The 25,534-nt window shown below is 43.6% G+C and carries 24 protein-coding genes; 3 read left to right on the top strand and 21 right to left on the bottom strand.

Annotation, left to right across the window (positions count from 1 at the left end; translation table 11 throughout):
* Window positions 1-8: 8 nt before the first annotated feature.
* Window positions 9-983: a zinc transporter ZntB gene (locus D6V41_RS15790; protein WP_136252505.1), complete on the bottom strand. Its 975-nt coding sequence runs from the start codon at window positions 981-983 to the stop codon at window positions 9-11.
* Complete coding sequence (locus tag D6V41_RS15785) at window positions 976-1,944, bottom strand: mechanosensitive ion channel family protein (protein WP_136252504.1); 969 nt, start codon at window positions 1,942-1,944, stop codon at window positions 976-978. The genes D6V41_RS15790 and D6V41_RS15785 overlap by 8 nt, the downstream gene beginning before the upstream one ends.
* Before the next feature lie 272 nt (window positions 1,945-2,216).
* Between D6V41_RS15785 and rimK the strand changes: the two genes are divergently transcribed.
* Genes rimK through D6V41_RS15770 form a run of 3 tightly spaced genes read left to right on the top strand, consistent with a single transcriptional unit; the run spans window position 2,217 to window position 4,676 of the window.
* On the top strand, window positions 2,217-3,122 hold the full coding sequence (rimK, locus tag D6V41_RS15780) for a 30S ribosomal protein S6--L-glutamate ligase (protein WP_136252503.1): 906 nt from the start codon (window positions 2,217-2,219) through the stop codon (window positions 3,120-3,122).
* 1 nt (window position 3,123) lies between these two features.
* Entirely contained in the window at window positions 3,124-4,161 is a 1,038-nt protein-coding gene (locus D6V41_RS15775) for a succinylglutamate desuccinylase/aspartoacylase family protein (protein WP_136252502.1), read from the top strand.
* A 38-nt stretch (window positions 4,162-4,199) separates the two neighbouring features.
* Window positions 4,200-4,676 (top strand): ATP-dependent zinc protease family protein, encoded by a 477-nt coding sequence (locus tag D6V41_RS15770; RefSeq protein WP_136252501.1) that lies wholly within the window; start codon window positions 4,200-4,202, stop codon window positions 4,674-4,676.
* 62 nt (window positions 4,677-4,738) lie between these two features.
* On the opposite strand, the gene pckA is transcribed toward D6V41_RS15770, so the two are convergent.
* The 19 genes from pckA to leuS all read right to left on the bottom strand — a co-directional run bounded on the left by pckA (window position 4,739) and on the right by leuS (window position 25,484).
* Entirely contained in the window at window positions 4,739-6,352 is a 1,614-nt protein-coding gene (pckA, locus tag D6V41_RS15765; protein WP_136252500.1) for a phosphoenolpyruvate carboxykinase (ATP), read from the bottom strand.
* A gap of 357 nt (window positions 6,353-6,709) precedes the next feature.
* On the bottom strand, window positions 6,710-7,672 hold the full coding sequence (gene lipA / locus D6V41_RS15760; protein ID WP_136252499.1) for a lipoyl synthase: 963 nt from the start codon (window positions 7,670-7,672) through the stop codon (window positions 6,710-6,712).
* The gene (gene lipB / locus D6V41_RS15755; protein WP_241664576.1) at window positions 7,665-8,249 is read right to left on the bottom strand and encodes a lipoyl(octanoyl) transferase LipB; all 585 of its coding nucleotides are present in this window, start codon (window positions 8,247-8,249) and stop codon (window positions 7,665-7,667) included. Before lipB ends, lipA begins: the two co-directional genes overlap by 8 nt.
* Window positions 8,250-8,353: 104 nt before the next feature.
* Window positions 8,354-8,617: a DUF493 family protein YbeD gene (gene ybeD, locus D6V41_RS15750; protein WP_136252497.1), complete on the bottom strand. Its 264-nt coding sequence runs from the start codon at window positions 8,615-8,617 to the stop codon at window positions 8,354-8,356.
* A gap of 5 nt (window positions 8,618-8,622) precedes the next feature.
* On the bottom strand, window positions 8,623-9,789 hold the full coding sequence (locus D6V41_RS15745) for a D-alanyl-D-alanine carboxypeptidase family protein (protein ID WP_136252496.1): 1,167 nt from the start codon (window positions 9,787-9,789) through the stop codon (window positions 8,623-8,625).
* 202 nt (window positions 9,790-9,991) lie between these two features.
* A complete protein-coding gene (locus tag D6V41_RS15740) occupies window positions 9,992-10,984 on the bottom strand; it encodes a septal ring lytic transglycosylase RlpA family protein (RefSeq protein ID WP_136252495.1) in 993 nt (330 codons plus the stop codon).
* A 303-nt stretch (window positions 10,985-11,287) separates the two neighbouring features.
* On the bottom strand, window positions 11,288-11,692 hold the full coding sequence (locus D6V41_RS15735) for a PEP-CTERM sorting domain-containing protein (protein ID WP_136252494.1): 405 nt from the start codon (window positions 11,690-11,692) through the stop codon (window positions 11,288-11,290).
* Window positions 11,693-11,828: 136 nt separating this feature from the next.
* Complete coding sequence (locus tag D6V41_RS15730; protein WP_241664571.1) at window positions 11,829-12,275, bottom strand: group I truncated hemoglobin; 447 nt, start codon at window positions 12,273-12,275, stop codon at window positions 11,829-11,831.
* Window positions 12,272-13,102 carry a DUF3034 family protein gene (locus D6V41_RS15725; protein ID WP_241664570.1) on the bottom strand — a complete coding sequence of 277 codons (831 nt, stop codon included), beginning with the start codon at window positions 13,100-13,102 and terminating at the stop codon, window positions 12,272-12,274. Before D6V41_RS15725 ends, D6V41_RS15730 begins: the two co-directional genes overlap by 4 nt.
* 76 nt (window positions 13,103-13,178) lie before the next feature.
* Window positions 13,179-15,497, bottom strand: coding sequence for a bifunctional diguanylate cyclase/phosphodiesterase (locus D6V41_RS15720; RefSeq protein ID WP_136252492.1), 2,319 nt, complete (start codon window positions 15,495-15,497; stop codon window positions 13,179-13,181).
* Window positions 15,494-16,234, bottom strand: coding sequence for a cupredoxin domain-containing protein (locus tag D6V41_RS15715; RefSeq protein ID WP_136252491.1), 741 nt, complete (start codon window positions 16,232-16,234; stop codon window positions 15,494-15,496). Before D6V41_RS15715 ends, D6V41_RS15720 begins: the two co-directional genes overlap by 4 nt.
* A gap of 109 nt (window positions 16,235-16,343) precedes the next feature.
* Complete coding sequence (gene rodA, locus D6V41_RS15710) at window positions 16,344-17,456, bottom strand: rod shape-determining protein RodA (protein ID WP_136252490.1); 1,113 nt, start codon at window positions 17,454-17,456, stop codon at window positions 16,344-16,346.
* Window positions 17,449-19,347 carry a penicillin-binding protein 2 gene (gene mrdA, locus D6V41_RS15705; RefSeq protein WP_136252489.1) on the bottom strand — a complete coding sequence of 633 codons (1,899 nt, stop codon included), beginning with the start codon at window positions 19,345-19,347 and terminating at the stop codon, window positions 17,449-17,451. The genes rodA and mrdA overlap by 8 nt, the downstream gene beginning before the upstream one ends.
* 33 nt (window positions 19,348-19,380) lie before the next feature.
* Window positions 19,381-19,851 carry a 23S rRNA (pseudouridine(1915)-N(3))-methyltransferase RlmH gene (gene rlmH / locus D6V41_RS15700; protein ID WP_136252488.1) on the bottom strand — a complete coding sequence of 157 codons (471 nt, stop codon included), beginning with the start codon at window positions 19,849-19,851 and terminating at the stop codon, window positions 19,381-19,383.
* A gap of 10 nt (window positions 19,852-19,861) precedes the next feature.
* The gene (gene rsfS, locus D6V41_RS15695; protein ID WP_136252487.1) at window positions 19,862-20,179 is read right to left on the bottom strand and encodes a ribosome silencing factor; all 318 of its coding nucleotides are present in this window, start codon (window positions 20,177-20,179) and stop codon (window positions 19,862-19,864) included.
* A gap of 44 nt (window positions 20,180-20,223) precedes the next feature.
* Window positions 20,224-21,186, bottom strand: a complete 963-nt coding sequence (locus tag D6V41_RS15690; protein WP_168711059.1) for a nicotinate-nicotinamide nucleotide adenylyltransferase — start codon at window positions 21,184-21,186, stop codon at window positions 20,224-20,226.
* 14 nt (window positions 21,187-21,200) lie between these two features.
* On the bottom strand, window positions 21,201-22,232 hold the full coding sequence (holA, locus tag D6V41_RS15685) for a DNA polymerase III subunit delta (protein ID WP_136252485.1): 1,032 nt from the start codon (window positions 22,230-22,232) through the stop codon (window positions 21,201-21,203).
* Window positions 22,232-22,810, bottom strand: a complete 579-nt coding sequence (locus tag D6V41_RS15680; protein ID WP_136252484.1) for an LPS-assembly lipoprotein LptE — start codon at window positions 22,808-22,810, stop codon at window positions 22,232-22,234. The genes holA and D6V41_RS15680 overlap by 1 nt, the downstream gene beginning before the upstream one ends.
* A gap of 25 nt (window positions 22,811-22,835) precedes the next feature.
* Window positions 22,836-25,484 carry a leucine--tRNA ligase gene (leuS, locus tag D6V41_RS15675; RefSeq protein ID WP_136252483.1) on the bottom strand — a complete coding sequence of 883 codons (2,649 nt, stop codon included), beginning with the start codon at window positions 25,482-25,484 and terminating at the stop codon, window positions 22,836-22,838.
* Window positions 25,485-25,534: the final 50 nt, after the last annotated feature.

Below are 25,534 nucleotides of genomic sequence, written 5' to 3'. Positions count from 1 at the left end.
TGTTAAAGCTACAACCATTTGCGCCACAGCATAAAAGCAAATATTAACAAGGCAATAATGCCCATCGTGCCTGTCAGATACAAAAATGCGCTGGGACTTTGTGTACCTGGCAAACCAGCGACATTCATACCAAACACGCCGGTCAAAAACGACAATGGCAAAAATATTGCCGTTACCAAAGATAGTACGTACATGCGCATGTTTTGGGCTTCAGCAATTTGGCTTCTGATTTCTTCTTGCAACAATAAAGCACGCTCTCTTACTAAATCCAAATCTTCAACGTAACGCGTTATTCTATCACTATGCTCTCGCACATCGTGTGACTGTGCTTCGTTTAACAATCCCTGGCTTCGGGCAAATTGTTCCAGAGCCTCTCGCTGTGGGGCTAAATATCGGCGTATAGCACTCGCTTGTCGACGAACGAGTCCTAAGTGCTGACGGTCTATTGAGCGTTGATAATCGGTGATGCCTGCTTCAAAATGTTCAATTATCTCTTCAATACTGTCAACGGTTTCGCTGACGATAAAGGTTATCTGTTCTACCAAGCTACACGCTAACCATTGAGGTGTATGAGGACCTTCTCCGCTCTCTAAAAATCGCTTTACGTTAAGTGCAGACATTAGCGCCTTGTCGCGTTTGCGCGCAGTAATGATTAAATTCCCGTGTAACCACATTCTCAGTGATACCATATCCTCTAAGGCAGCGTTCTCGTTTTTGTTTATACCGCGTAAAAACATAACTAAGCCTTGCTGAACTGCAAGAGTTCGTGGGCGTGTCTCGTTAGCAAGTAATGCCTCTATAACCTTCTCAGGCGCATCAAGAGAATACAAAAGTTCGCTTGCGTCTTCGCCGTCGCAATGAAGGTGCAGCCAAGTCATGGCATCAGGATTTAAGCGCTCGACTTTATCGTTGCTGATACCGCCCTGACCATTCAGTTCAAGCGCCCAGAGTAAGGACTGATATTGATTAAGCGCCTTATTCATCTTGCTTACCTTTCAATGCGCTTGCGTCACTATGCTTTTGTTGATTGTCGTTAAGCAGATTGTGAGGGCCGCTGGCTCTATCTTCTTGTCTAATAACAATAGAACCATCTAAATGCACGTCTCGCTGAGGGAAGGCTATTACAATACTGTTTTGTGCAAAGAGCTTGTCAATGGCAAAGCGCACATTTGAGCGAATAACACGCAAATCTCGCTCTACCGTGGCATTAACCCAAAAGTAGACCTCAAACATCAAGGCATTGTCGCCAAAATCGTCAAAAATCACCAAAGGGGCTGGGTCGCTCATAATATCTGGGTTTTCTTTGGTCGCTTGTTCAATTAACTCCGAGACTTTTCGAGCAGGAGAGCCGTAAGCTACGCCTACACGCACTGACGTACGAATTAAATTATCTACAAGTGTCCAGTTAACGACGGTGTTTTCAAGCAGTTTACTGTTTGGAATAAGCATATGCACGCCATCAACTCGTCTTATGCGGGTAGAGCGTGTGTTAATAGCTTCTACTTTGCCTCGCGCAACATTATCAATTTCTAAAAAATCATTAATTCTGATTGGACGCTCCCACATGAGTATCCAACCACTAATAAAGTTGTTAATGATGTTTTGCGCGCCAAAACCCACACCAATCGCAATGGCACCTGATACAAAGGCAAAGGCGGTAAGCGGTACATTGATCAAATCAAGCGTTGTGATAAATACGGCGATTAAGGCGATGATGTAAAAAATGCGCTTGACCAAATGAACGACATCAGGCTCAACTTTTTGTGCCGTTAAGCGTCGTCCAATAAATCGTCCAATCCAGCGAATAAGCAGGATACTAACAATTAGATAAGTTGGCACAATCAGGATTTCACCGAGCGTAACTTCATAGTCACCATAGGTAAACAGAACCCAATTTAAGGTAGCGTGAATTTTGTCAATGAACGAAATAATCTCGTCTTTCATACAAGCCTTTTATTTTATTGAAGGTTAGAAACTAGCGATATGCCGCATGAAGAGATAATGCCTTAACGCAATAATAGCTGAAATTAATTTAACTTAGAATGAAAGTATTTGTTTATCTTCTTTGCATTTTACAGTAAAAAGCAGGCAAATTAACTTATAGGTAATCATCCACTTATGATACCGCTCGTCCAAATATTCTTGCATAGGTCGCGAAGACAGCCAGCGTCTGATACGGTAGCGCTTAAAATTACATTTTGTAAAAGGACGCAATTATGAAAATTGCTATTTTGTCACGTAATAAACGTCTTTATTCCACGCGTCGCCTTAAAGAAGCGGGCGAACAGCGTGGGCACGAAGTAGACGTTATCGACACCTTGCATTGCTACATGGATATCACTAGCGCAAAACCAATGGTTCGCTTTAAAGGCGAAGCTTTGCCGCAGTATGATGCTATTATTCCCCGCATTGGTGCATCGATTTCGTTTTACGGCACAGCCGTTGTTCGCCAGTTTGAGATGACAGGTGCCTTTAGCGTTAACGAATCGGTGGCCATATCTCGCTCTCGCGATAAATTACGCTCAATGCAGCTTTTATCCAGAAAAGGCATTGGTTTGCCTCGAACGGGTTTTGCTCACAGTCCTGATAATATTAAAGACCTCATTCGCAATGTGGGCGGTGCGCCCTTAGTAATTAAATTGCTTGAAGGGACACAGGGAGTAGGGGTGGTACTTGCTGAAACCGGTAAAGCGGCGCAAAGTGTTATCGAGGCATTTATGGGAATTAATACCAATATTTTGGTGCAGGAATTTATTAAAGAAGCAGGTGGTGCAGATATTCGCTGTTTGGTTGTTGGCGGAAAAGTCGTTGCCGCTATGAAACGTCAAGGTCAGGAAGGTGAGTTTCGCTCAAACCTGCATAGAGGCGGTTCAGCGCAAATTACAAAAATTTCAGCTCAAGAACGGGCAACCGCAGTGGCAGCTGCTAAAGCGATGGGCCTGAACGTATGCGGCGTTGACTTGCTGCGCAGTAACCGAGGACCAGTGGTTATGGAAGTAAATTCTTCTCCCGGGCTTGAAGGCATAGAAACCGCAACCGGCAAAGATATCGCCGGAATTATTTTCCAGTTTATTGAAAAGAACATGCGTCCATTCAACACGCGTACTAAAGGAAAAGGATGAAATGAGTCAGATCCTCACCATTGGTGATACGCAAATAAAGCCAGGAAGTCGAGTTAAGCTTCAGTTGCCTGTTGCAAGCTTGTATACCGATACAGAGGTATCGATGCCTGTAGAGGTTATTAGGGCGAAAAAAAGTGGCCCTACTTTGTTTATCAGTGCGGCAATTCATGGTGATGAGTTAAATGGCATTGAAATCATTCGCAGACTTTTGGCGCAAAAAACCTTTCGTTTATCGATGGGAACAGTTATCGCAGTTCCTATTGTAAATGTATATGGTATGTTGAATCAGTCGCGCTACATGCCAGATAGAAGAGACCTTAATCGTTGCTTCCCGGGCTCGCCAAAAGGCTCACTTGCCGGGCGTTTGGCGCATTTATTTTTGGATGAAATTGTTAGCAAGTGCGACTACGGCATTGATTTACACACAGGGGCCATTCATCGTTCTAATTTTCCACAGGTACGTGCAAACCTTGCGGACGAAGAAACGCAAAACATGGCACGTATATTTGGCGTTCCCGTTCTGCTGAATTCAAGCTTGCGTGATGGCTCTTTAAGAGAAGCAGCCTCTGAACTTGGCACAAAAGTATTGCTATATGAGGCAGGGCAAGCCTTGCGCTTTGATGAGCTATCGATACGAGCTGGAGTACGAGGCATTATGAATGTGCTTACACACTTGGGAATGGTGCGCAAAAAGCGTTCAAAATCAAAATTGGTAGAGCCATTTATTGCTAATCATTCCAGTTGGGTGCGAGCGAGCTCAAGCGGTACGGTTCGCGACCTGAAGCGATTGGGCGATTTTGTGAGAAAAGGCGAGAATCTTGCAGAGATTTGTTCACCCACGGGCAGTTTTGTCGAAAAGCTCAAGGCACCAAAGTCGGGGGTTATTATAGGCAAGCAAAATATTCCTTTGGTGCAGGAGGGGGATGCGATGTACCACATTGCCAATTTTGAGGAGCCAGACGAGGTGGCCGAACATATAGAACAACTGCAGGATAATTTAGTGCCGGCAGAAGACAGAATAGAAACCATGATGCGCTAGAAAATTCATTACACTTTAACGAAGAATAAGAGTTTTGCATGACAACTGAAACGCAATCGATACCTAACATAGAAATTGACAATAAAACCCTGGTTGGAGCGGTGGAGAGCATTGATTTGCCAGTGCTAGGCCTTACGAACATAAACACGCGTATCGATACTGGCGCCCAAACCTCAGCTTTACATGTTGATCATATTGTAGTGCATGAAGACAAAAAGCATCTAAGCTTTGAGTTTCATCCTGATTTTCATGACATAGACAAAACCATTCGCTGTAAGGCTGAAATCCACGCGAGGCGATGGGTAAAATCGTCAAATGGTGAGCGAGAACGACGCTATGTTATCAAAACGCAAGCAGTGATGAACGCCATAGAGTGGGATATCGAGCTTACCTTAACCGACCGCTCGACCATGACACATCTTATGCTGTTGGGACGAGAAGCACTGGCTGGCCAGTTTGTCGTTGATCCAGGTTCAGACTTTGTTGCCTCAACTGAGGTCAATACAAGCAAATAAATTGTGTAGAAACCGGGCAGAAAATTCCTGCCCGGTTTCTACACCAACGCTTTAGATGCGCTCTACAAGATAACTTCCAGTGAAGGACCTGCTGTAACAAGCATTTTTCCATGCTCTGTGTCTGTAAATTTTTCAAAGTTATCGATAAAACGACCTGCCAAGTCTTCAGCCTTTTCATACCAATCTGATTCGTCTTCATAAGTACGGCGAGGATCAAGCAGTTCGCTAGCTAAGCCATTTAGCTCTGTGGGCACCTTGAGATTAAATATTGGCAGGCGCTTGGACGGTGCAATATCAATACTATCGTCCAATATTGCGTCGATTATCGCTCGCGTGGCCTTTATAGAAATCCGTTTGCCCGTCCCATTCCAACCTGTATTGACCAAATACGCTTTGGCATTTGACTGTTGCATGCGCTTTTCAAGAACGTTCGCATATTGAGTTGGATGCAAGGTAAGGAAGGCTGCGCCAAAACAACTGGAAAACGTTGGCGTGGGTTCGGTAATACCGCGTTCCGTCCCTGCAAGCTTGGCAGTAAAACCTGAGAGCAAATAATATTGCGCTTGTTCAGGGCTTAAGCTGGCGACTGCCGGAAGCACACCAAATGCATCAGCTGTCAAAAATATCACTTTGTTAGCGTGACCGGCTTTAGAGACGGGTTTTACAATATTATCTATGTGATAGATTGGATAAGACACGCGCGTGTTTTCGGTTAAGGATGAGTCGGTGTAGTCAATTTTGCCGTTTGCATTAACGGCAACATTCTCCAACAAGGCATCTCGTTTTATAGCGTGGTAGATATCGGGCTCATTTTCTTTGCTTAAATTGATGGTTTTGGCATAACAACCACCTTCAAAATTAAAAACGCCATGATCATCCCAGCCATGTTCATCATCGCCAATCAGCTTACGTTTAGGGTCGGTTGAAAGCGTGGTTTTGCCTGTGCCAGACAATCCGAAAAAGATCGCCACATCACCTTTTTCGCCAACATTGGCACTGCAATGCATTGATGCTATTCCTTGTAACGGCAGGTAGTAGTTCATAATCGAGAACATTCCCTTTTTCATCTCCCCACCGTACCAAGTGCCGCCGATAAGTTGAATTCGCTCGCTTAAGTTAAATGCAACAAAGTTCTCGGAATTTAAGCCCTGCTTTTTAAAGTCCGGATTGCTTGTCTTAGCCCCATTCATAACGATGAAATCTGGCGTGAAATCATTTAGCTCTTCTTTAGCAGGCCGAATAAACATATTTGTGACAAAATGCGCCTGCCAGGCCACTTCCGTGATAAATCGCACGCACAGGCGAGTATTTTTATTGGCGCCGCAGTATGCATCAACCACAAATAGGCGTTTGTGGCTTAACTGCTGTGTAACCAGTTGCTTGAGGTGGTCCCAAGTCGCTTTATCGATTGGTTTGTTGTCGTTTTTTCCTTGATCAGACCACCAAATTGTATCTTTTGTCACATCATCTTTAACAATGTATTTGTCTTTTGGAGAGCGTCCGGTAAATTTACCGGTCTTTACACAAACTGCCCCCGATTCGGTGACTTGACCTTTTTCGTAACCCTCTAGGTCGCTTTTAGTCGTTTCTGTAAAAAGTTGCTCGTATGATGGATTATGAAGAATTTCAGATTTGGTATTTATTCCGTAAGTTTTCAGTGAATTGATCAGTTTCACGCGCAGTCTCTTAAGTCGAATTGTTTTATATTTCCATTAAGCTAATCTTAGACAATCTATGCAAAACAATCTATAGCGAGGATTGTAAATACTACTAATAGCGTATACAAAATTTCATAATAAGCTTATTTAAAACCTAAAAGTGTAATAAAAATGACTTGAAGATGAATAATTACATAAAATTGTAATTAATTTACAGAAATAATTATAGCGAATTGCGACGGCGTAAGAAGATTTTCGGTATGCTTGTTAAACCGATAGGCTAATAAGATAGTTTATTGACTTAAATGAAAAAGCTCGCAGTGCTTAAAATACCTTAAGCATCAGTGCGAGCTTTTTTAAGCGATAAGATGAGGCTTATTTGACTTCTTCTCCCATTGCCTGTTTATCAGCATGATAGGACGAGCGAACCATCGGGCCACAGGCAGCATGCGTGAAACCAATGCTTTTAGCATAATCACCTAAAGCATCAAACTCTGCGGGTGGCACATAGCGTTTGACAGGGTAGTGGTGTCGGCTCGGCTGTAGATACTGTCCAAGGGTAAGCATATCAACATTATGAGCCCGTAAATCATCGAGCACTTGCTGCATTTCTTCGCCCGTTTCGCCCATCCCCATCATAAGACCAGACTTAGTTGGAATGTCAGGATGTTGCTCTTTAAATTTACGAAGAAGTTCAAGAGACCATTTATAATTGGCGCCGGGACGACACTCACGATACAAACGAGGTATGGTTTCAAGGTTATGGTTGAAGACATCAGGTACGCCATTTTTAAGAATGTCTAAGGCGCGATCCATACGGCCTCTAAAATCGGGCACGAGTACTTCAATCTTGGTTTTGGGACTGTGCTCACGGATGGCATTAATGCAGTCAACAAAGTGTTGCGCCCCACCGTCGCGTAAATCATCTCTATCAACAGAAGTGATTACAACATAGTTCAAACCCATTTCAGCAATAGTTTTCGCCAGTTTCTCGGGTTCTTCCGCACTGGGAGGTAAAGGTTTTCCATGGGCTACATCACAAAACGGACAACGTCGAGTACAAATATCCCCCAAAATCATAAAAGTCGCAGTACCGTGATTAAAGCATTCCGCAAGGTTGGGGCAGCTTGCTTCTTCACAAACCGAGTGCAGTTTATTCTTGCGCAAGGTTTTTTTGATGTGATCAATGCGGTCGGTTGAACGAGGAAGCTTTATTTTTATCCATTCTGGCTTACGAAGCATTTCTTCTTTTTCAGTTGGTACAATCGTAATCGGAATGTGTTTAACCTTTTCGCCGTCGCGAAGTTTTACTCCAGCTTGTGCTCGTGAATTACTCATTAAAGCCTTCTCTAAATTCCTGATGTTGAATATTTAATGCTTTGCAAAAATGCATTAGTACTTTTTGTTCGGCTTCTGCCAAGTTAGATGGACCAGCAATTTCCTGACAGTCTATCATTTTCAAGCCTGCATATCCGCAAGGATTTATGCGCTCAAAGGGTGACAGATCCATATCTACGTTAAACGCCAAACCGTGAAATGAAGATCCCTTTCTGATGCGAAGCCCTACCGAACAGATTTTTTTCTCATCAACATAGACACCTGGCGCGTCTTTTTTAGCATATGCGTGGGTGCCATAGTCTTCTAATGTCGCAACAATACAGTTTTCAAGGGCAGAAACCAAATCCCTCACGCCCCACTTTGCACGCCTGATGTCCAATAAAATATACATCATCAATTGGCCGGGGCCATGATACGTAACTTGACCGCCACGGTCGACTTCCACCACAGGGATATTACCCGGCATCAGAATATGTTCAGCTTTGCCTGCCTGACCTTGTGTAAACACAGGCGTATGCTCTGTAAACCAGATTTCGTCGACAGTTTCTGCCGTTCGCGTATCGGTAAAGTGCTGCATGCGTTGCCAAATAGGCCGGTAATCTTGCTGCCCTAAGCGACGAACAATTACCGTTTTAGCATGATTGCTATCCTGCCTGTCGGAGTTTAATTCTGCACCCACTATTACAGCACTACACGGACAATATCGATTTTCGCGAGCTCGGTGTAAATGGTTTCCATGTGCTCTTTACTGGTAACACGAACGCCAATAGAAACAGCATGGTAATTTCCCTTGCTGCTAGGCTTTACCCTTGGGCTGTAGTCACCCGGTGCATGTTCCTGCAAACATTCAACGACCTGCTCCGGCAGAGTAGGGTCTGCTATGCCCATGACTTTAAACGTTTGCATACACGGAAAGTCCAGCAATTCATCAAAACGTGTATCCATAGAAATTAATCCTCCAGACCAAGCTGTAGACTAATCCAATCCATCGCGCGGTCAAAAATGCCGCCCTCTTTTACTTCTTCAAGTGTAACCAAAGGATAGGTAGCGATGGTTTCGTCTTCCAGCTTTAAATGAAGCTCGCCTACTTCCTGTCCTTTTGCAATAGGGGCCTCGAGTTGTTGATTGAGTTCAAAATGCGCTTTTAGTTGCGCAGATTGGCCGCGAGGAATAGTAATGGGGGTACTTTGATTGATTCCAAGCTCTACCGTATCTTTGTCACCCATGTAGATGCGATGCGCAACAAAGCTTTGTCCAGCTTGATAAGGCGTGATGGATTCAAAAAAGCGGAAGCCGTAACGCAGCAGTTTTTTATTTTCAGCTTTTCGGGCACGTTCACTTTCCGTTCCCATCACTACTGATATTAAGCGCATGTCCCCCTGTGTAGCCGATGTAATTAACGAGTAACCAGAGTCAGAAGTGTGACCAGTTTTGATACCATCAACATTTAAACTTTTATCCCATAACAGGCTGTTGCGGTTAAATTGTTTGATGCCGTTATAAGTATATTCGCGCTGACTGTAAAATGCGTATACTTCTGGTAGTTCTCTGATTAAGGCCGACGATAATACTGCCATATCGCGAGGCGAAGTATAGTGGTCAGGATCATGCAAGCCGTGACTATTCACGAAGTTTGAATTTGTCATGCCCAGACTTTGCGCGTGAGCATTCATCATCGATGCAAATGCCGATTCTGACCCTGCTACATGCTCGGCAATGGCGACACAGGCATCGTTACCTGATTGAACCATAATTCCTTGCAGTAACTCTTCAACAGTCACTTTCGTGCCAACTTCAATGAACATTTTTGACGAGTCGGGAAAGTTCTTTGCCCATGCGTTTTCAGAAATAGTGACTTCGTCGCTCATGCTGATATTACCCGCTTTGAGCTCTTTTCCGACTACATAAACAGTCATGATTTTTGTCAAGCTAGCAGGATGCAAACGCTGGTCAATGTTTTTCTCAGCAATAATGTCACCGGTTTGATGATCCATCAGTAAAAATCCGCCTGCAGCAACGGATGGTGGGGGAGGGATAACGACCGCGCTTAACGCAGAAGGCGAAAAGGGCAACAAAAGGGCAAAAACAAGTGTAAATATAAAAGTCAGTCGGCGCATCTTATTCCATAACCTATTTAATCTTTAATGTGATTTCTTATTATTCATACGGTGGACGATTTGTTTCGATTTATATCAAGCGAAACAAAGACGGATAAATGAGTCTAACACCCTCATTTATCAACATGTCGATTTATTAGTCGTGATTTTAACTGATTGAGGAATTGAATCACAGCGCTTTAGCCTCAAATTGCCACAGCGTTTAAGGCGTGAACTCTACGGTAAAAGCACTATCAAAACCAATCTTTTTCAGTTCTTGGATAAGCTTTTCTGCTTTTTGTTCATTTTCAAGCGGACCTAAATGCAGGCGATAGATATTATTAACCTTAGGAATACTATTTGGGACTTGTAGCATATTAGATAAGCCTGTCGCTAAATCTCTTGCTTTTACGCCATCAGATGTTGCAGCAACTTGCACAAACATCAGCGGATCGCTTAATGACGCTTCGATGCCGCCCGCTTGTTCTTGCATACTTCTAATTTCAGTCGTTGTAGCTTGCTCGTTAACCGAACTGCGTGCAACGTTGCTTGAAAAGCCAATAGGCTTGGCAGCCTCAACAGACACAGTTTTGTTTTGAGTCGACTGATTGCTTGCATATAGCGTTGATTGCGTTTCACCTTTACCTACGGTTACCAAGCCATCTTGTGATACATGAATGACTTCAACTTTCACTTTTGTCACGCCTTTGTTGTGAAAGCCTAATTTTTTGGCAGCCGCGTAAGATAAATCGATGATGCGATCATCATGAAAAGGACCTCGGTCATTTACACGAATAACAGCGCTTTTGTTATTTTCCAAGTTAGTGACCTGCACAAAAGAGGGAAGAGGCAGGGTTTTATGCGCAGCTGTAAGCGAAAACATATCAAAGGTTTCGCCGTTTGCCGTTGTATGACCGTGAAACTTTTGTCCATACCAAGAGGCATAACCCTCTTCAGCGTATCCTTTGCCCGTTAGCAGCGGTGTGTAGTACCCGCCCAAAACCTCATATGGACGTGAATTCCAAACATTATAAGGCTCGTACGCCGGAACAGGTTCAATATACTCAATATCCCCGTAATTAAACTGGGGGGCAGAATCTTGTTTTTGAGAATAGCGTCCTGAAGGTTGAGTCGAGCATGCTTGCAAAACCAATAGGCTCACACAAGCAAACACAAGCTTAGGTCGCACATTCCCCAATGATGCGATTTTCAACATAGCGCGATTTCCAATTTATATTTTTGTTATTAGAGCGTTCATATTATTAAATAGTAACGCTCAATAATTATTCACTTAAATTGGGAATAACACAATAGGAGAAAATTATCTGACTAGATTTATCTGTTTCGCTGCAGATAGATTCTTTTTAGTTTATCGGTGATTTATGTGATTTCGATGAGGAGGAAAGTCTGAATCTGCCTCTGCGTCAAAATGCAGGAAGTGATCTGCAAGGGCGAAAAAATAAGGCGAACAAAACGCTCGCCTTTATTCTTAATTAAGAACTTGTAATTAAGAACTTGCTTAAGACTTCGTTCGGCTTCTAACTGCAATACCAAACGCTGCTAGCCCCATCAATAAGATTGTTGCAGGCGCGTTGACTGCCGTGACAGAAACGTTGTCCAATCGCACGTTTGATAGCCAGTCTTGCTTTTCATTAAACGTGAAGCGAATCCGTGCGTTAGGCGAGCGAACTGCAGGTGTATAACCGTCAAAGAAAAAGGTTAAATCAACATTTGTCCAGCCAGTACTTTGATTGGTCTTCAGGATTTTCTTGTAAGTGTGATTATCCCAAAAGCTTCCTGATTCACCTATACTGATATGCATATCTGCAATGAAGAAACTCGCTGGATCAACACCAAAGGGATCTGGATTTCCCGCTTCGCCAAAATTACCTAAAAAGTCGAAGTTGACCTTCAATCCAGACACGGGTCCACCAAATTCTGTGACGGTAGGTATGGTAAAGAATTGTTCTAAACGAGCTTTTAAAAATAGTCTCGCTCTTTAAGATCAACATACCCTATTCTGTTGTAAAAAGGACATTAGGCTGGAGCTTGTGGTTAATTTAAAGATAAATGATGTCTTTTCTAGTTGGTGCCATTGTTTGTAACACACGGTTTTGTACCCGATGAGGAATGTCAGCTTTCTCCATTGCCTTAATGAATAAATCTACGCCGAGGTTAAAATCGTGTTCGGTGATATTCATTCCGGTATGGACCTGAACCATCGTATCACCGGTGTACTCACAAGGACCTTGAGTTAGCATACATAAATGCTCAATCAGTTTTTCTCTAAATCGCTCTACATTTGTGTTTGTGAAATAGGGGAAGATTTGCGGATTAAATTCAATTTCGTAAATGAAATTGTCAACGATTTCTTCTACTTTGCTTTGACCTCCAAGTGTGAGATAGAGACTTTGCTCAGAAGATGTTGTTGTGCTCTGGCATGCCTGGAGCAATACGCAAGAACCCAAGACCAATATAAAACGGTAAAAGCTTCGATAAAGCATCATAAACTTCCTTGCATGGATAAGTATAAGCCTTGCTGATCATCGGCACCGGCAATACTGCCTAAATCTGCCCAAGCAAGCGTGAAATTAAAAAATTTGGAGGGAATATAGCTAATAAAAATATCTTTAAAGTCTTCTTCACCCAATCCCAGGTTGTCGGGCTTTTGCCGATATTCAAATCCAATTGCGACATGACGAGATAATAAAACACCGGCCGATGCTTCCAGCATGAGTTGATAATTGTCCTGATTTGCGTGACCGAAGCCTAACAGCCCCATTTGGTTTGCCTTTGTAGCTCTTAAGGTCACATTCCAAACGGCGTTGTAGCCCGCTAAGGCACCAAGATGTACTTTCGTTGCCGCAAGATAAAAGTCGTTGCCTGATTTGGCATTGTCAGCGCCAAGTGCATTTGCAATCGCACCATCGTTTAGCACTTTATGCTGCCAACCGAAACTAAGCTGAGGGAGTGTGCTATACACTACATCACCATAAAGCCTGACTTTAGCGCCATAGATGTTTTGCTCAATTCGAGTATTAAGCGCCTCTACATCAAAGCGTTGTTGAGCGACAGAAAGCTCGACTCTGTCATAAATGGATACTGACGCGCCGAGCACGTCCAATTCATAATCATCTACACTGACGCGAGTATACACAGCATTGAACGCGACTTGCTCTCTACTATCGTATCCGGCAAGTGTTGCCCAGGGAACAATGCCGCCGCCACCGCTGCCCTCTAATTGCATCAGCCCCGCAGTGCCAATTAGTTTTCCGTCTGCTGCAAAGGTTTTGCCTGAGTCAAGCAAGGTGAATATAAGAAACAAGCTTAACATTGAAAGCCTAAATATAACTTGGGTGATGTTATGCATCATTTTGCTTAGTGATCTCTCTGGATTAATAATTCAAGATTCAAGCATATTCACTGCTTGTGTGTTCAGTTAAAAAGGAAATAAGGGCGTCTGGCGGCACAGGCCGACAAATAAAATAACCTTGCGCCCAGTCACACTCATATTGTTTTAATAAGGCAAGTGAGGTTTCATCCTCTATGCCTTCTGCAACAACTTTTAAATCAAAGCTTTTAGCAAGCGCAATAATACTTTGCACAATCTTCTTATCATTGTTATTGCTAGCCAGTTTTAATACAAAGCTTTTATCAATTTTCAAACTACTGACTGGCAGCGTTTGTAAATAAGCCAGCGAAGAGTAACCGGTGCCAAAGTCGTCAATTGCAATATCAAATCCGCAGCGTCTGTATTCGAGCAGCTGAGATGCTGCTTTTTGAGGATCAGTAACAATATCGCTTTCTGTAATTTCAAATGACAGGGCATCATGATTCAGATTGGCTTTATCAAGCTGCATTAGAATCCATGGCAATAACTCTGCATGCATAATATCTTTTGCAGAGAGATTGATTGCAGCACACAACTCGTGGCCTTTTGCGCGCATGTCTGACACATCAAAAATTACGCGTTGTATAACATATCGCGTAAGGGCGTAAATCAAATTTGCCTGTTCGGCGATTTCAATAAATTCATCGGGCGGAACAAAGCCAAGCTTTTCGCTATTCCACCTGATCAGCGCTTCAACTTTGGAAATGCCATTTTTTTTAAGGCACATTTTAGGTTGATAAACCATGGAGAGCTCATCATTGTTATGATTGAGTGCCTGCTTCAGCTCTCTAATGATGGCCAGACGTCTATCATATTTTTCTTCAAACTCGCGATTGAAGGCAAGATTGGGCAAATTAAGTGAGTTGGCCTGATCAAGGGTAATATTGACTCGTCTGAAAATCTGTTCAACGCTCGCAGCATCCTCGGGTACGCTCAAGGTGACCAAGGTGACTTTGGGTAAAATGCTAATATCATTTGAAGAAATCGGTGCCTGAAGATGCGCCTGAAACTCTTCTAAACCCGTTTGAGATAGCGGCTTTCGGAGCACGAGCATAAATTCATTACCCGAAATACGTGCACATAAGGCATTCTCCAATTGGCAACGCTCAGCAATTTGTTTTAAACATAAATCCCCGTTTTCGTGACCAAAAGTATCGTTTAGCTGCCTAAAGCCGCGTAAGCTCATTCCAATAACCTGAAAAGTTTGTGCTTTTACCAAACTTTGTACGTGTTCACTCAAGTAAACCCGGTTGTATAAACCGGTCACGAGATCATGCTGTGCCTGATAACGAATTTTTTGCTCGCGCGACTGAATATTGCGCTGCATGGTGTCAAAGGATTTCGCCAGAATGTTGACCTCTTTAACTCCCTTGGCATTAAGAGAAAAGGCTTCATAAGACCCGCTGGCAATTTTTTGAGCCATTTGAACCAGTTGTGCGATAGGTGTGCTGAGTCGTTTAGACATTAACAAGCCAAACAGCAGTGCCAAAAACACGGTTGCGACACCGATGGTAAAAATGCTGGTCTGAAGGCGCTTAAATTCCTTAAATACTTTATTTACATCTGCGCTTAGTGTGATTATTACTGGCGAATCATCAATACTGCCTAGTTGGATAGAATTTGAAATATAGCGATACTTCGCGCGATTTAAAGAAAGCCACGTTAGCGAATGTGAATCACTGGATAGGGCATCTTCAATATGCGCTTGCGGCAGTGTGGAAAGTACAAAAGGGCCATTACCCATCGTTTGAATATTAATGCTTGTATGAAGCTGAGTGACTTCATCAAAACTGCTCAGTAAGCTCTGATCAACTTTAAAACCCACTAAAGCCAATGCTATCGGTGTTGGGGCGTCAACTGTCAATAAGATACTTTGATATAGCCCACTTTCTGTCAATAGCCAAAGAGTGGTGCCACCAAAGGTCAAAGCCTCTTGAATGTGCGAGTTTGAAATGAGCGTCCTGGTTTTGTCACTTGTGGTCGTCTGTGTGCTTGCAATAAGGCTTCCTTCAAGGCTTATCAGGGCCATTACGTCAGCTTGGATCCTCGCTCCATGATTTTCAAGCGTGCTTTCGATTGTTCTCTGGTCGCCTGTCGCGACAGCTTGCTTAAAGCCAAAGTCATCGGTTAATACCTGCGCAGAATTGATCAATAAGTCTTCTCGATTTTGAAAGCTACTTAAGAGCACGTTTTCACCAACACTCAGTGCATCCAAAATTTGCGATTTTCCGCTTTTTGAAGAAGAAATCCAAACGTTCGTCATTATCGCCACGGACGAAAAGGCCAAAAGGCCAATCACCATGGTCAAAACGTAACGTTGCAGAGTAGGCTGTCTCACTGAGTCACTCCAGACTGAGTGTCACCAAATCTTCGCTTAAACCCCGTCGACTTAAATTTTGTATTTTCACCATGCTCAGCATGATTGCTTGTCTTTCGTTCAGTTGTTTCAATAACAATGGTGTGGTCGGAGTCGGCATGCAAGCTTACTGAGGCTAGTGAGGCTTTTGCGCCAACTTGTTCAGGATGCCAAATAGTCAGGTCAATCGGATATGTGCCGTTAAAACTGACGTTTCCCTCAGAGTCCGACTTTTTTGCGCTGGAACTGCTATCCACATATATAAAAGCGAGCATGTTGTCATGTATATTACATCCAAGTTCAACAATGCCTGCCGTATCCATAATGACTGGCTCAGTTTGCGTGTCTTTAAAAAGCTTTAATTCAAAGACCTTTGGTTTGCTGAAGCTATAAACATGATGGCGGGTATCATCACTATTTGGAAAACTTACCGCCTGATTTTTTTGCACAATTAAAACATGCGGGACAAACTCTTCGTTAATCTGATCCATAATCGCCACGGGAAGGTCGGTATACTTCTGATTGCCTGGAAAAGATGAATCGATGGACGACATCTCTTGTAAGGTCACTACTGCATCTGACAAGGGCTCTCCATGTTGATTGACTAAACGAACGTTAATAGAGGCTTGAGCTTGCAACGGCATAAAAATGCTAACAACAAGCAAAAGGCAACAAAGCGATACGCGGATTGTGCGTCCAGGCAGATATGATAAATGCATGACAACCTTCAAACATGAATTCAGTACATGTAGTCGGTCGTGGCAGGGAAAACTTTAAGCTTTGTGCATGCGTGTTCAAAAAATAGGCTAAAACACGTGCAAGACTTCGCTATCTTGATAAGAGGCGCTTTTGTGTACCAATGGACATTAAGATGCCAAAGCCTGCCAGCAAGGTAACCATCGATGTTCCCCCGTAACTGATCAGAGGCAGAGGTACTCCAACTACCGGAAGTAGTCCCGATACCATGCCCATATTCACAAATACATAAACAAAAAAGGTGAGGGTGATGCTGCCTGCCAGCAATTTACTAAACGCATCCTGTGCGCGGTTTGCAATGTAGAGGCCGCGTAGGATAATGCACAAATATAAAATGAGCAGTCCGATTACCCCAATTAAGCCAAACTCTTCACTGTAAACTGCAAAAATAAAATCAGTATGCCTTTCAGGTAAAAATTCTAATTGAGACTGAGTACCCTGTAGCCATCCTTTGCCTTCAACCCCGCCTGAACCAATTGCAATTTTAGATTGGATAATGTGATAGCCAGAGCCTAAAGGGTCACTTTCGGGGTTTAAAAACGTCAGTACGCGCTGTTTTTGATATTCCTCCATGAGAAAAAACCACATGATGGGAGCAAAGGCGCCGCCCAATAATGCGATAAAACTAATCAGCTTCCATGCCATTCCCGATAAAAATAGAACGAAAATGCCTGAACTTGCGATCAATAAGGAGGTCCCTAAATCTGGCTGTTTGGCAATTAAAATGGTAGGAGCGACAACTAAAATGAAGCCAACAAAAATGTCTCGATATCTTGGCGGCAAGTCACCGCGAGCAATATACCAGGCGATCATCAGCGGAACGGCTAATTTCATAATTTCAGATGGCTGAAAGCGAATAAAACCAAAATCCAGCCAGCGCTGGGCACCCTTACCAATATCACCAAATAGCAGAACCCCAATTAGCATAAGGACACCGCCAGCATAAGCATAAATTGCAATTCGCTGCAAAAACCGAACAGGGATCTGGGCCAAAAAAAACATTACAAAAAGCGCCAGACCGAGTCGAACCAACTGCCGCTGAACCAATTCCATGTCCTGACCACCTGAGGAGTAGATGGTAAGCAGACCAACCAGCATTAAAGATAATAAAGAAAACAGCAGAAATCCGTCTATGTGAATTCGCTCAAGCAGAGTGCGGCGGGCAGGTGTAAACGCTTTATTCATTTACTGAAGCCTCTGCAGCTTGCGCGATTTTTTTATACCCTGTTTTCTCGAAATAAAAATCCATCACTTCACGAGCCAATGGCGCAGCGTTTGAACCACCCCCTCCAGCATTCTCGATAGTAACGGCAATGCTGATTTCAGGATTGTCGTAAGGCGCATACCCAATATACATTGCGTTATCGCGCAAATACTCCGAAATTTCGTCTTCATCGTACTCTTCGTCTTGCGCGACAGTAAACAGTTGAGCAGTTCCGGTTTTACCCGCCGAGATGTACTCAGTATTTAAAAACGCAGTGCGTGCGGTTCCATGCTCGCGATTGACTGTACCGTAAAGCGAATCAAGCACAAGATTCCAATTTTCTTCGTTTTTCATGGCAATAGGCGGGAGTTCTTCAGTAGGCAATAAGTCAACTTCACCCTCTACCATATATCCTTGCAATAAGCGCGGTACCAAGCGCCGACCTTTGTTCACCAAAATGTTAAGTGAGTTCGCAAGCTGCAGTGGCGTTGCGTTCCAATAACCTTGGCCAATTCCAACTGAGATAGTGTCGCCAATGTACCAGGCTTCGTTAAAGCGCGCCCGCTTCCAGCCACGGGAAGGTAAGATAGCATCTGACTCTTCATATAGGTCAACACCGGTAAATTGACCAAATCCAAAATCGCTCATGGTTTCGTGAATGCGATCGATGCCAAGCTTATAGGCCAAATCATAGTAGAATGTATCGCACGACACTTCTACAGACTTGGTAACGTCAACTTCGCCGTGCCCCCATTTTTTCCAATCGCGCCAAACATGTGAGACATTTCTTAAGCGATAGGTGCCCGTGTCTTTGATGGTTGTGTCGCGATCGATTACGCCATCCTCCAGGCCAACTAAGGCCAAATGTGGTTTTATGGTAGAAGCCGGCGGATAGCGGCCTTGTGTGGCCCGATTGAGAAGCGGGCTATATCGAGAGTTTAAAAGCTTTGAATATTCTTTTTGACTAATGCCGTGCACAAATAAATTAGGATCGTAGCTTGGACTTGAATAAAGTGCGAGGATCCCGCCTGTCTGGGTGTCGGTAATTACTACCGAGCCGCGTCTGCCGGCTAACTTCTCTTGTGCCTTTTTCTGCAGTTCAATATCTATATTCAGCACTATGTCTTTGCCAGGCTTGGGCGGTTCAAAATCCAGAACCCTTATTATCCGGCCCTGATTATTGACCTCAACCTGTTGATAGCCAACTTCACCATGTAATAAACGCTCGTGATATTTCTCAACGCCTTGCTTACCAATATCATGCGTTGCCGCATAGTTGGCTTCTTCTCCATTTTCACGCAACTTTTCTACGTCCCGCTTGTTGATTCGCGCAACATAGCCGAGCATGTGCGTAAGCGTATCTTTAAAGGGATAATAGCGAGATAGGCGTGCTTCAATATTAACGCCTTCGAACTTATGTTGATTCGCTGAAAACAGCGCAACTTCAGTTTGTGTCAACTGATTGCGTAAAACAACCGGCTTAAAGCGTCTTTGTCGTTTTCGTTCTTGATGAAAATCCTCAATCTCATCTGGCGTCAGGTCCATTAAGTGACTTAGCGCTTCAATGGTGGCTTCCAGGTCTTCAACTTGTTCTGGAATGATTTCCAAGCTAAAAACCGGGCGATTTTCGGCCAATATTACGCCGTTTCTGTCGTAAATAAGCCCACGATTAGGCGCAACAGGCAATACTTTTATGCGATTGCCGTTTGAACGTGTTTGATAGTCTTCGTATTGCTTGACTTGCAGGTGATAGAGATTGACAACAATCAGGCTTAAAAACGCGATAACAATGACAGATGAGATAAACGCGCGTCTGGCAAATAGGTTTGCCTCAGCAGAATGGTCGCGAATTGTTTGCCTTTTTTTAGCCATAAGTCTGAAGTACTTTACTCTTTAATTGTCATGTCATTCGCGATGGTAAGGATGATTCTGAGTTACTGTCCAGGCGCGGTAAAGCGCCTCGGCAACAATTATTCGCACCATTGGATGAGGAAGCGTAAGTGCAGATAGCGACCACTTCTGCTGCGCCGCTGCCTTGCATTCAGAAGATAGTCCCTCAGGTCCGCCAATCATTAAGCTGACATCACGTCCATCCATTTTCCAGCTCTCTAGCTGTTTTGCCAGCGCGGGCGTATCCCAGGGCTTTCCATCCACCTCTAAAGCAATGATGCGATTTCCTTTCGGAATAGCGGCAAGTACTTTCTGACCTTCCTCGAAGGTCACTTTTTCAATGTTGCTGGTTTTACCGCGTTTTAAAGGCGCAATTTCAACAAAATGCAATTTACAGTCAGGAGGGAAGCGCCTTGTGTATTCATTGACGCCTTCGACTACCCAGGCAGGCATTTTGTTCCCTACTGCAAGCACTTGAATCTGCATAATGAACGGATTATTGCCAGAGCTTTTCTAATTGGTAAAAGTCTCGTGTTTCATCTTGCATCACATGCGCGACGACATCGCCTAAATCGACTAACACCCATTCGCCAACATCTTTACCTTCAACACTTAAAGGCGGATGTCCGGCATGTTTTGCTTCAGTGATCAGGTTTTCGGCGATGGAAGAAACATGTCGCTTAGAATTTCCCGAGCAAATCACCAATGTATCGGTTACCGTACTTTTGCCGGTAACATCAATCACGATGACATCACGGGCTTTCATATCTTCAATTTTATCGATGACAAATTGCGTAAAATTACTTTGATTCAATATTTGACCTTTAGTTTTTAACTGTGGTGCATAGCTTATGATGCTTAAAGCCTATACAAATTATGTTGCAAAATGTAGTCAAGTACAGAGCTTGGCATACACGTCAACAGTTTCTGTTTGGCAAGTTTGATGTCTTGTCGGTTTTCGCTCTCCCATATCGTCCTGACGAGTTTACGTATGTCAGTCGACGACATATTAACGGGTGAGTTATTGAAAAATATCACTCTGCCAACATCATATGCAGATAGTATACCGCTTATTATCTCTTCTTGTGTAGTGATTGCATAATTGCGTGTCGGGTAATCAGGATGACTATCATCTAAAACAGGCGCTAAATTGTCTTGTAAGCCTTTTTTGGATTGGAGGGCGTAACATAAGTTCACTTCTTCTGAGTGGTCTTTGATCGTATTTTCACACGTCGCTAGCAACTCATAAAGCGATAGAGCATGTTTCGATTTACTATCTTTTAAACCTAACTGAGCTAGCGAAACAGGTCCTGTTTTTAATTGAGCAATGCAAGTACAAAGCATGTTCGCAAGGGCCTTCTCATCCTGTGATTTAAGCCCCTCGCTTCCACGCATTAACACAAGAAGATGACAGAATTTCAAAATTTCGGTGGGTTTGTACCAGGCGCAAAGCTGGATAAAACTGTCCAAACCTATAACAAACAATAAACTGCGCTCCGGGTACCGGGATTTTAAGGCAGTAATTGTATGAAGGGTGTAGCTGGCCTCGTCCTTACGAAGCTCTATGTCGTTCAGGCGAAGTCGAGTATCGCACTGAACAAATAACTCTGTCATTGCCTTTCTGTGTTTTGCACAAGTAACGGTTTTTTTGTGAACGGGAATATGCGCTGGAATAAGCTCACACTCTAATTTTGCAAAATGTCCTAATAGCTCCTGCAGCGGCAATAAATGGCCAAAATGAGGTGGATCGAAAGTGCCACCAAATAGCGCGAGTGGTTCGAAGTGAGTTTCCACCTGCTTGTTTGATGTTGATTTTCGCATTTCATAATCAATCATTAGGCAATAAGCGGAAACTGTTCTAAGGGGGCGGGCAAAAATAATAGCGCTAAATGACTTAGTGTGACGTAAGGTTTTTGTACGCTCGTCGATTTAAACAAGGCATCTGCTTGCTGAAGGTGCGCTATCAAGACACGAATATTAGCGGGGTTAAGACGCATAAGCGCGCTATTGTATAAACTTTGCTTACTTTGCCAAATTCGTAACTTCTGATAAGGAAGCGTTTCATTTCGAGCTCTAAAGGCGCTTAACTGCTCAAGCAATTGCGCTTCTTTCACTAATGACCACAAAATAATGTTCGGCTCCAAGCCCTCGCTTTCTAGCCGATATAAGATCTTGACCGCCTTTTGCATATTGCCCGCTAATACTTCGTCAGTGAACTGAAATACAGTAAAACGTGATTGATCAACAATAGTTGCTGCTACCTGCTCATGGTCGAGCGTTTGTCCTTCGTTGAAAATGAGTCTGAGTTTTTCTATTTCTTGATTAGCTGCCAGTAAGTTGCCTTCGCTCATCTCAGCAATCGTAGTAATTGCCTGACTCGTCAGCGCCAGTTTACGTTCATTCGCCCTTTCTTTAATCCATTGATTAAGCTGGGAGCCTTGCAGCTCGTAACAGTGACAAAACCACGCTCGCTCAGCCACTTGTTTAAACCATTTGGCATTTTGTACATCCTTACCGATTTTTGGCCCTTGAATAAGCAACAATGTGTCGTCTGAAATGGTCTTTGCAAGCTCTGTCAGCGTGGCGGCACCCTGCGCGCCCGGTTTACCGCTTGGAAGAGTCAATTCGATAAACTGTTTATCAGAAAACAATGACATTGCCTGAGTCGCGTCTATTAACTGCTGCCATTCAAATCCGCTTTCAGCCACTAAAGACTGCCGCTCATCAAAGCCCTCTTTTTTTGCCCGCGCTCGGATTGCATCAATAATGTCCATTTTTTGCTGTGGTTCATCGCCAAAGAGCAAGATCAGGTTTGGCAAATTTGCCTGAGCAAGTTGATGAATAAACTGATTGGCTCTGACTTGCATTATTTTGATTCAGCTTTTTTTTGTTGCTTTGTTTTTGTGGATGGGCTTAGCGGACGAGTTTGCGCAATTTGATACTGATTAGACAACAAACGAATTATTCTATCTGCTGCTTCGTCTCTCATTTCTTCAGTGATTAAATCCAGTTCACGGGATTTGGCCAATATCTGTTGGGGGTCATCCTGATATTCCCGCGATACAGACATCGTGTTGTTTAGTGGTTCGCTACCGGGAAAGACAACTTGATAGCTTACGGAGTAAATCAGCTCGTACTCCGCTACCTGACCACTGGAGAAAACCGACAACAAACGCCTTTCCAGTGTTTCAGGACGCAGTGTTAAAAGAACTGTCTGTTCTGCTTCAAATGCTAAATCTTTCGCCGCTGTCGCGCTTAGCCCTTGAAGCTGATAGACCGGTAGCCGCTCATTTAACGCGCGAGATAAAGGCGAATATTGTACTGGAGAATTGATAATTACTGTATCAATTGTTTCTGGTAGTGTCTGCGAACCTCTTAGCTTAAATCCGCAAGCACTTAAACAGAGTATGGCTGAACATACGAGTATTACCTTGAGCCTGTACATATTCGCCTTTTTACCTTTCATCGCACTAACTGGCCACAATGTTAACAAGTTTACCCGGCACCACAATAACCTTCCTAATGGTTTTGCCATCGGTAAAGGCTGATACATTTTCGTGATTAAGTGCCTCATTTTCCAATGTGGCTTTATCGATATCTGCTGGTACCGTTAACTTTGCGCGTACCTTGCCATTCACCTGCACGATAATCAGCTTTTCATCTTCAACAAGCGCAGACTTGTCAAAACTCGGCCAGTCAACCGTTTGCAACTCGCCTTGCAATGATTTTTGTTCAAGCAAATCCCAAAGCGCTTCACAAATGTGCGGCGTAAAGGGGTTAAGCATTTTAACAAGCGCTACAAGCCCTTCGAAATAGAGCGCAGCGTCTTGTTTGTTACTTACGGTATATTTTTGCAAAGCATTGAGTAATTCCATCATCTTTGCAACGGCCGTATTAAAGCTTTGACGGCGCGCGATATCATCGGTGACAGACTCGATTTTGCTATGAATTTCTTTTCTTAATGCCTTTTGATCTTTATTTAAGCTGGCAATATCGAGTTTGAGACCATGTAAATCATTATATATATGCTCGCTTTCGACAAATTCATTGGCCAAACGCCATAATCTGCGTAGAAAGCGGTTAGCGCCTTCCACGCCTGATTCAATCCACTCCAAATCCTGCTCGGGTGGCGCGGCAAACATTGTATATAAACGAATGGTATCTGCACCGTATACGTCTATCACTTTTTGTGGGTCTATGCCGTTATTTTTCGATTTGGACATTTTGATCATGCCCGCATAGTGCACTTTTTCACCCGTTTCAGTCACATAACCGCCTGTTATACGTCCTTTATCATCGCGCTCAACAGTAATGGTATCGGGAGCGTGCCACACTTCTTTTCCATTGTCCGCTTTTGAATAAAATGCGTTGGCTAGTACCATGCCCTGACACAATAAGCGCTTAAATGGTTCATCAGATGAGACTAGACCTTCATCTCGAAGCAACTTATGAAAAAAACGCGCGTATAAGAGGTGTAAAATAGCGTGCTCGATGCCGCCGATGTATTGGTCAACCGGCAGCCAGTAATTGGCCTCAGTCGGGTCGACCATTGCATTATCTGGTGCGGAAGCGTAGCGTGCGTAATACCAACTGGACTCCATGAAGGTGTCAAAAGTGTCAGTTTCACGCAACATGTCTTTGCCGTTATGCGTCGTTTTTGCCCATTCAGGGTCAGACTTGATCGGCGATGTCACACCATCCATCACAACGTCGGTGGGCAACTCTACCGGTAAATCTTCTGCATTCACCGCGAAGGAATTTCCTTGCTCATCATTAACGATAGGAATAGGTGCGCCCCAGTAGCGCTGACGAGATACGCCCCAATCGCGCAAACGGTAATTGACGGTTTTTTTACCTTTACCCATGCTTTCAAGTTTAGTTGCAATGGCATTGAATCCATCGTTAAAAGAAAGACCTGAATACTCAGCAGAATTGATAAGGGTATTTTTTTCAAGATAAGCCGCTTTAGCGATATCAGCATCAGTGTGCTCAGGTGCAATTTCAACCACTTGCTTTATTGGTAAATCATATTTGCTGGCAAATTCCCAATCGCGTTGGTCATGAGCGGGAACCGACATCACAGCCCCCGAGCCATAGCCCATTAACACAAAATTGGCAATCCAGACGGGCAGTTTTTCACCTGTTAGGGGGTGTATTGCATAAACTCCCGTTGGCATTCCCAACTTTTCCATAGTAGCCAGTTCTGCTTCGGCAGTTTTAGTATTTTTGCATTTTTCGATAAACGCAGTCATTTCTGCATTGTCTTTTGCCATTTCAAGCGCAATGGGGTGTTGTGCGGCTATCGCTAGATATGTCGCACCAAAAAGAGTATCCGGGCGCGTGGTATAGACTTCAATATTGCTGAGTCCTGCACATTCGCTTTGTAAATCGAATTGGATTTCCACGCCCTCTGAGCGTCCTATCCAGTTTTTTTGCGCTAACTTAACCTGGCTTGGCCAATCATCGAGCTGTTCCAAATCAGCCAATAGTTGCTCTGCGTAGTCGGTAATTTTGATAAACCACTGAGGTATTTCTTTTTGTTCAACGAGCGCGCCAGAGCGCCATCCGCGCCCATCAATCACTTGTTCATTCGCTAACACGGTTTGATCTACTGGATCCCAGTTGACGGTGGCGTGCTTTTTGTAGACCAGGCCCTTTTCAAATAAACGCGTAAAAAACCACTGTTCCCATCGATAATAATCGCTTTTGCATGTAGTGACTTCACGTCGCCAATCGTAACCAAACCCCAGTGCGTTAAGCTGCGACTTCATGTAGTCAATGTTTTGCATGGTCCACTTGGCAGGCGCGGTTTTGTTTTGAATCGCTGCGTTCTCTGCCGGTAAACCAAAGGCATCCCATCCCATCGGTTGCAGTACGTTTTTCCCCTGCATTCGATGAAAGCGGCTAACCACATCACCTATGGTATAGTTGCGAACATGGCCCATATGTAGTCTTCCGCTTGGATACGGGAACATTGACATACAGTAAAATTTCTCTTTGCCCAGATCGAGATTAGCCTCAAAAACTTTATTTTGAGTCCAGTGAGTTTGAGCTTGTTTTTCAATGGTTTGTGGATTGTATTGGTGCGCTTGCGCCGCATTTACATCAGTGCTAGACATTGATTTTGCGATTCTCGTTATCGTTGGTTGATTAAAGCCCTATAGAATAA

This window comes from Ningiella ruwaisensis, from assembly GCF_004798935.1.
GTDB lineage: Bacteria > Pseudomonadota > Gammaproteobacteria > Enterobacterales > Alteromonadaceae > Glaciecola > Glaciecola ruwaisensis.
This window is presented reverse-complemented; position numbering and strand designations above follow the sequence as displayed.

What these genes read in the sequence shown, in the direction of transcription:
- D6V41_RS15680 (WP_136252484.1), bottom strand. Translation starts at nt 22,810, where the DNA reads ATGTACAGGCTCAAGGTAATACTCGTATGTTCAGCCATACTCTGTTTA.
- ybeD (WP_136252497.1), bottom strand. Translation starts at nt 8,617, where the DNA reads ATGGATACACGTTTTGATGAATTGCTGGACTTTCCGTGTATGCAAACG.
- rlmH (WP_136252488.1), bottom strand. Translation starts at nt 19,851, where the DNA reads ATGCAGATTCAAGTGCTTGCAGTAGGGAACAAAATGCCTGCCTGGGTA.
- D6V41_RS15790 (WP_136252505.1), bottom strand. Translation starts at nt 983, where the DNA reads ATGAATAAGGCGCTTAATCAATATCAGTCCTTACTCTGGGCGCTTGAA.
- D6V41_RS15745 (WP_136252496.1), bottom strand. Translation starts at nt 9,789, where the DNA reads ATGCGCCGACTGACTTTTATATTTACACTTGTTTTTGCCCTTTTGTTG.
- D6V41_RS15785 (WP_136252504.1), bottom strand. Translation starts at nt 1,944, where the DNA reads ATGAAAGACGAGATTATTTCGTTCATTGACAAAATTCACGCTACCTTA.
- D6V41_RS15770 (WP_136252501.1), top strand. Translation starts at nt 4,200, where the DNA reads ATGACAACTGAAACGCAATCGATACCTAACATAGAAATTGACAATAAA.
- D6V41_RS15775 (WP_136252502.1), top strand. Translation starts at nt 3,124, where the DNA reads ATGAGTCAGATCCTCACCATTGGTGATACGCAAATAAAGCCAGGAAGT.
- leuS (WP_136252483.1), bottom strand. Translation starts at nt 25,484, where the DNA reads ATGTCTAGCACTGATGTAAATGCGGCGCAAGCGCACCAATACAATCCA.
- holA (WP_136252485.1), bottom strand. Translation starts at nt 22,232, where the DNA reads ATGCAAGTCAGAGCCAATCAGTTTATTCATCAACTTGCTCAGGCAAAT.
- D6V41_RS15725 (WP_241664570.1), bottom strand. Translation starts at nt 13,102, where the DNA reads ATGTTAAGCTTGTTTCTTATATTCACCTTGCTTGACTCAGGCAAAACC.
- lipB (WP_241664576.1), bottom strand. Translation starts at nt 8,249, where the DNA reads ATGCAGCACTTTACCGATACGCGAACGGCAGAAACTGTCGACGAAATC.
- rodA (WP_136252490.1), bottom strand. Translation starts at nt 17,456, where the DNA reads ATGAATAAAGCGTTTACACCTGCCCGCCGCACTCTGCTTGAGCGAATT.
- mrdA (WP_136252489.1), bottom strand. Translation starts at nt 19,347, where the DNA reads ATGGCTAAAAAAAGGCAAACAATTCGCGACCATTCTGCTGAGGCAAAC.
- lipA (WP_136252499.1), bottom strand. Translation starts at nt 7,672, where the DNA reads ATGAGTAATTCACGAGCACAAGCTGGAGTAAAACTTCGCGACGGCGAA.
- D6V41_RS15730 (WP_241664571.1), bottom strand. Translation starts at nt 12,275, where the DNA reads ATGATGCTTTATCGAAGCTTTTACCGTTTTATATTGGTCTTGGGTTCT.
- D6V41_RS15740 (WP_136252495.1), bottom strand. Translation starts at nt 10,984, where the DNA reads ATGTTGAAAATCGCATCATTGGGGAATGTGCGACCTAAGCTTGTGTTT.
- D6V41_RS15715 (WP_136252491.1), bottom strand. Translation starts at nt 16,234, where the DNA reads ATGCATTTATCATATCTGCCTGGACGCACAATCCGCGTATCGCTTTGT.
- rimK (WP_136252503.1), top strand. Translation starts at nt 2,217, where the DNA reads ATGAAAATTGCTATTTTGTCACGTAATAAACGTCTTTATTCCACGCGT.
- D6V41_RS15690 (WP_168711059.1), bottom strand. Translation starts at nt 21,186, where the DNA reads ATGCGAAAATCAACATCAAACAAGCAGGTGGAAACTCACTTCGAACCA.